We start from the raw sequence: 5268 nt of genomic DNA, 5'->3' as shown, positions 1-5268 counted from the left end.
ACCGGAAGGGCTCTGTGTGTGGATGCCGCCGACATGGTTGCAGCCCTTGAGAAGGGAACTGTCGCTTGGTACTGCACCGATGTGTATCCTACCGACCCCCCTGCTGAAGACTACCCGATTCTCAAGGCAGAGCACGTGACGCTCACCCCGCATGCCGGTGCCAATAGTGAAGAGAACCTCGGCCGTATCAGCGATGAGGTATGTGAAATCATGAATGAGTTGAAGAAGGGAGGAAAAATCTGATGGAACGCAAAAAGAATTATTTTGCAGGCCCCTCGGTAATGCCGGTGGAGGTGTTGGAGAAGCTTCGTGACCAAATGGTTGAATACAACGGCCAAGGGTTGTCCATGATAGAAGCAAGTCACCGCGGTGGCATGTTCGAGGATATGTACGATGAGTGCCTTGCCCTTTTCAAGGAGTTGCTTGGCATCAGCGACGAGTACGATGTCTATTTCCTCGGCGGCGGCGCGACGCTGCAGTTCACCATGATTCCGATGAACTTCCTCCGCCCCGGGACTGTAGCCGATTACATCAGAAGCGGTACCTGGTCCAACAAGGCTGCCGATGATGCTGCAAAGCTTGGCAACGTGAACTATTACTATGACGGCAAGGCCAACAAGTATACATCGCTTCCCGATCCGAAGACCGTCAAGCCGAGCAAGGATTCCAGCTATCTCTATCTCTGCTCGAATGAGACCATCGGGGGCATCGAGTGGCAGGACTGGCCGGATACCGGCTCTGTTCCTCTCATTGCCGATATGTCCAGTGATATTTTCAGCCGGCCGGTTCCCGTGGATAAGTTTTCCATGATTTATGGCGGTGTCCAGAAGAATCTTGGTCCTGCAGGAGCTACTTTCATCATCATGAAGAAATCCATGCTTGAGAGACAGAACACCAATCTCACTGCATATATGGACTATAGTCTGCACAGCAAGGAGAAGGGGCTCTACAACACTCCACCTGTTTTCGCCATCTGGGCCGTGAAGCTCGTGCTTGAGTGGATCAAGGCAAATGGAGGCACCGTCGGCATGCAAAAGCGCGCTGACCAAAAGAGCAAGCTTATCTATGATGTCATCGACTCCTCTTCCTTCTTCCATAGCCCGGTCGATCCTGCTTTCCGCTCGAAGATGAACCTTGTGTTCCGTCTGCCCAGTGAAGAGCTGGAAGAGAAATTCCTTGGGGAAGCCAAGAAGCTGGGGATGCTTGGACTGAAGGGCCACCGATCCGTTGGAGGGTTGCGTGCAAGCCTGTACAATGCACTGCCTGTAGAGGATGCAGTAGCGCTCGCTCAGTTCATGAAGGACTTCGAAAGGAAAAATGGGTGATAAGACATGAAAGTAAAGATGGACGAGACGAACAAGGCGATTATCAGACAGCTGTGTGATGGGCGAAAACCGTTCAGTGCCATCGCTGAAGAGCTGAGCATCACAGAGAATACCGTTCGCTCACGGGTCAATAAATTGATTGATGAGGGGGTGCTCCAGATATCCGGCCTGATCAACCCTGAAACCATTCCGGGGCTTCAGGTCGTGATGATGGGCGTGAAACTAAAAACACTGGATCTGGAACGGAAAGCCAAGGAGTTTTCTGAACTGCGAGGCGTCATCTCTGCTGCCGTGGTTACCGGTCGCTACGATCTTATCGTCCAATTGGTGCTCAGCGAGGAAGAGGGCTTGAGCCTGCTCGATTTTTTCAAGTTTGAACTTGATAAGATCAGCGAAATTTCCGAAGTTGAAACCTTTGTTGTCTATCAATCCCATAATTTCAAGATTCCCTATATCCTGTAGATGGGTGTACCTTTTCGTGTGGGTGTCCTTCGGGCACCCATTTTTTATGCTCGGATGCCAAGTTGACTGGAGAAAAAGTCATATTCATGGTATAGTTGTTCCGACTGTGCCGGAGGGCACTGCTTAGTTGTACGAGTTGAGGAGAAAAGCATGGCAGACCTGTCTACATCATATCTTGGATTAAAACTGAAGAACCCCCTTATTGCAGGAAGCAGCCCCCTGACCGCATCGTTGGACAACCTCAAGCGCTGTGAAGACGCAGGTCTCTCCGCTGTGGTTTTAAAATCCATTTTTGAGGAACAGATCGAATTGGACAGCGACTCTGCCGTTGACGGGGCGCAAGACTACCTGGCCCATGCTGATGCGTATGGCTTTGTAAAGAGTGCAAGCATGGAGCGTCATATCGATGCATATCTGACCCTGCTTGAAGACGCAAAACAGGCATTGGAGATTCCTGTGATCGCATCCATCAACTGTCGCCAGAGCGGCAGCTGGATTGAATATGCCAATCGCTTCGCCGCCTGCGGCGCCGATGCCATCGAGCTCAACCACTATGTGGTTGCCGCCGATGTGGAGGTCGATGGTGCGGCCATTGAGAAAGAGTATTTCTCTCTGGTCAAGGCCGCCCGAAAGCAGATCAAGCTTCCGTTGAGCCTGAAGATGGGGCCTGCCTTTTCATCCCTTGCAAACATGCTCCGCCGTTTCGACGAACTTTCCATCGATGGAGTGGTTCTCTTCAATAGATTCTACAGCCCCGACATCGATATTGAAAAACTCTCCTTGGTGCCAGCCCACATGCTCAGCAGCAAGGATGAATATGCACTTTCTCTGAGGTGGACCGCATTGATGAGCGACGAGGTTCGCTACGATATTTGCGCATCCACAGGTATTCATAGCGGCAGTACTGTAGTCAAGCAGTTGCTTGCCGGGGCCAAGGCCGTTCAGCTGTGCTCGGTGCTTCTCAAACAGGGACTCTCTGCGGTAGCCAAAATAGAGTCGGAGCTTGCACAATGGATGGATTCACACTCCTACTCCATGATTTCTGACTTCAATGGAAAACTCGCACAGGAGCGTATGCCCGATCCAGCCAAGTGGGAACGCGTGCAGTATATGAAGTCAATTCTGGATGCACAAAAGGGTTGAGCCATGGAAATTACCAAGTATAAGGATATCGCTCCCTACCGGGGGCAGGATGTCCGCGACGCCATAACTCGCATTCTGGAGAACAAGGATGCCATTTATAAGATTCTGGCATCGCTGGGGCCTGCCGAATCCGCCGAGCAACAGAAACAGCTTGCCCAAAACGCAGCGTATATTGCCGGAATTCTGGAAAAAGTCGAAACCTACGATGATTTTCAGCGGCATATCGCCGCAGGTATTTTTATACCTGCAATCATCCAAAAGAGTATGCATGCGTTTACCTATAGTGGTACCGAGCATACCAAAAAGGATACTTCCTACTTGTTCATGAGCAATCATCGGGATATCGTGCTTGACTGCGCCTTGATCGACATGGCTCTGCTCCAAGGCGACCGTATGCTGTGCGAGATGGCTATCGGAGACAATCTGCTGACCAATCAGTTTATCACCGATCTCTTCAAGCTCAACGGCGGGGTGACTGTCAAAAGAACTCTTCCCATGCGTGAGAAGTATTTGGAGTCCATCCGCTTGAGCTCCTACTTTGTTGAATTGATCACTGAGGAGAACAAGTCCATCTGGGTCGCCCAGAAAAGCGGTCGTGCCAAAGATGGACTTGATGTCACCACCCCTGCCATCATAAAAATGTTGCATCTCTCCCAGAAATCGAAGGGTCGAAGTTTCAGTGACGTGGTGAACAGCTGCCGCATCGTTCCCGTGGCTGTAAGTTATGAATATGATCCATGTGATCTCCTCAAGGCGGGAGAGGAAGTTGCACGCATAAAAAGCGGTGAACACACCAAGAAACGATATGAGGACCTCATCTCCATCTCCCGGGGGATGAAAGGATACAAGGGCAACGTACACATCGCCTTCGGCAAACCCCTGCAAGGCGACTTTGAGAATTCCGACCAGGTTGCCCGGCTAATCGACCGGCAAATCCACCAGCTCTATAAGCTGTGGCCTACCAATTTGTTTGCCTATGACTATCTGGAGGGTACTGACATGTTTGCCCCGTCGTATCAGGATTTCGATAGGGAGGCCTTCCTCTATCGGTTCAAGGGTGCACGGGAGGATGTCAGACTCTACGCGCTCAATGCATATGCGAATCCGGTGCGGTCCTTCCTTGCCACACAGGCATAGTGCTGTATTTCTCCTGCTGCTGCTCCTCCTGCTTGCTTCCTGCAGCAGGGAGGAGCTTGCGCTGGTAGACCTGCAAACAAACGTAGCGATCCACGTCCATCCAGCAGAGGGCAGGAAGGAGCAGCTTTTGACGCTTGTGTTCACCCTGACAGGACAGCCGGCTGAGAAACAGGTTCATGTCGTTGCCGGCAATCAGAAAAGCTCCTGGGTGGTGAAGGCCCGCTCAGACGAGAGAAGCACCTATACCATCGGTCCGCTTTCGATGGGCAGTGATGTGCTGCTTCCCAAAGGTCAATGGAGCCTCTCGATTCTCAGTAGTGACGGGCAGACACTCGAAGAGGTCTTTGTAGTCGACTATCCGACCTTCAAGGAACTGGTTGCGTATGATAGAGCGACCCATACACTCACCCTTGCGACAACAGGAGCCCTGCTGAGCCTGTATGACAGAGGCGGCGCCCTGCTTTCCACTCACCAGCTGGAACCCGACTCTGATTTCTTCATCGATGAGACAGCCGAAACAGCCGTGGTGTATGTAGAAAAACAAAACGCCACGTATACCATCACCCGCTAGATGCGCTGGACTGCCTTCATCAGCTCTTCCTTGCTCAGTCGTACTACGAACGTCCTGCCGTGAGGGCAGGTGGGCTCATCGAGCTGGAATACCTTGGTCAAGAGAGAAATCGCCATCATTCGGTCGATGCTGTCACCTGCCTTGATCGCAGCATGACAGGCAACCACTGCATAGAGACCTTTCTCAACTTCCTGGCTGTCACCGGTGGTTTTCTGAATGAAGGCTATCAGCTGTGATTCGATGTTCCGGTACAAGGCAGGGAGGGCCGTGATCTGCCAAAGCAGGTCCTCGGTCCGCTCCAACTTGATGCCAAGATTCAAATAGACATCCTGGCTTTCCAACAAGTAGGCATCCACATCCCGTTCCACCTCGAAGGAGAGGGGAATCATCAACTGTTGGACGTTTTTCTTCTCCCTGACCTCATCAAAGATCAGACGCTCATGGGCTGCATGCTGGTCGACCAGGTAGAGGTCATCCTTCTTCTGGGCAACCAGAAAGAGGTTGAATGCCTGACCGAGGTAGACAAATTCCTGGTCGTCTTCCTGTTGTGCCCAGATATCCTCACGCTCGGTACTTCGTGAAGACTTCATGTCAAGCAGCTCCCGCGCTTTCTGGAACCAATCGCTGTCA

At 51.7% G+C, this 5268-nt stretch carries 6 protein-coding genes and 1 pseudogene; 6 read left to right on the top strand and 1 reads right to left on the bottom strand.

Translation table 11 applies throughout. The features are described 5' to 3' along the window. The 6 genes from B3F49_RS07105 to B3F49_RS07080 form a co-directional block, all read left to right on the top strand. On the top strand, window positions 1-243 hold a 243-nt coding region (locus B3F49_RS07105; RefSeq protein ID WP_293910068.1), incomplete at its 5' end, for an NAD(P)-dependent oxidoreductase. Further along, complete coding sequence (gene serC / locus B3F49_RS07100; protein ID WP_293894869.1) at window positions 243-1325, top strand: 3-phosphoserine/phosphohydroxythreonine transaminase; 1083 nt, start codon at window positions 243-245, stop codon at window positions 1323-1325. The genes B3F49_RS07105 and serC, both read left to right, overlap by 1 nt. Before the next feature lie 6 nt (window positions 1326-1331). Further along, window positions 1332-1787, top strand: coding sequence for an Lrp/AsnC family transcriptional regulator (locus B3F49_RS07095; protein WP_293894871.1), 456 nt, complete (start codon window positions 1332-1334; stop codon window positions 1785-1787). Window positions 1788-1937: 150 nt separating this feature from the next. Further along, window positions 1938-2930 carry a dihydroorotate dehydrogenase-like protein gene (locus tag B3F49_RS07090; protein ID WP_293894873.1) on the top strand — a complete coding sequence of 331 codons (993 nt, stop codon included), beginning with the start codon at window positions 1938-1940 and terminating at the stop codon, window positions 2928-2930. Between the two features lie 3 nt (window positions 2931-2933). Further along, on the top strand, window positions 2934-4067 hold the full coding sequence (locus B3F49_RS07085) for a 1-acyl-sn-glycerol-3-phosphate acyltransferase (RefSeq protein ID WP_293910066.1): 1134 nt from the start codon (window positions 2934-2936) through the stop codon (window positions 4065-4067). Continuing rightward, window positions 4051-4638 carry a hypothetical protein gene (locus B3F49_RS07080; RefSeq protein ID WP_293910064.1) on the top strand — a complete coding sequence of 196 codons (588 nt, stop codon included), beginning with the start codon at window positions 4051-4053 and terminating at the stop codon, window positions 4636-4638. The genes B3F49_RS07085 and B3F49_RS07080 overlap by 17 nt, the downstream gene beginning before the upstream one ends. Here B3F49_RS07080 and B3F49_RS07075 read toward each other — a convergent pair. Then, a pseudogene (locus B3F49_RS07075) lies at window positions 4635-5268 on the bottom strand (DNA mismatch repair protein MutL); the annotation flags it as partial. The gene B3F49_RS07080 and the pseudogene B3F49_RS07075 sit on opposite strands and share 4 nt — an antisense overlap.

The sequence above is a fragment of the Sphaerochaeta sp. UBA5836 genome (assembly GCF_002432845.1).
Lineage (GTDB): Bacteria > Spirochaetota > Spirochaetia > Sphaerochaetales > Sphaerochaetaceae > Sphaerochaeta.
This window is presented reverse-complemented; position numbering and strand designations above follow the sequence as displayed.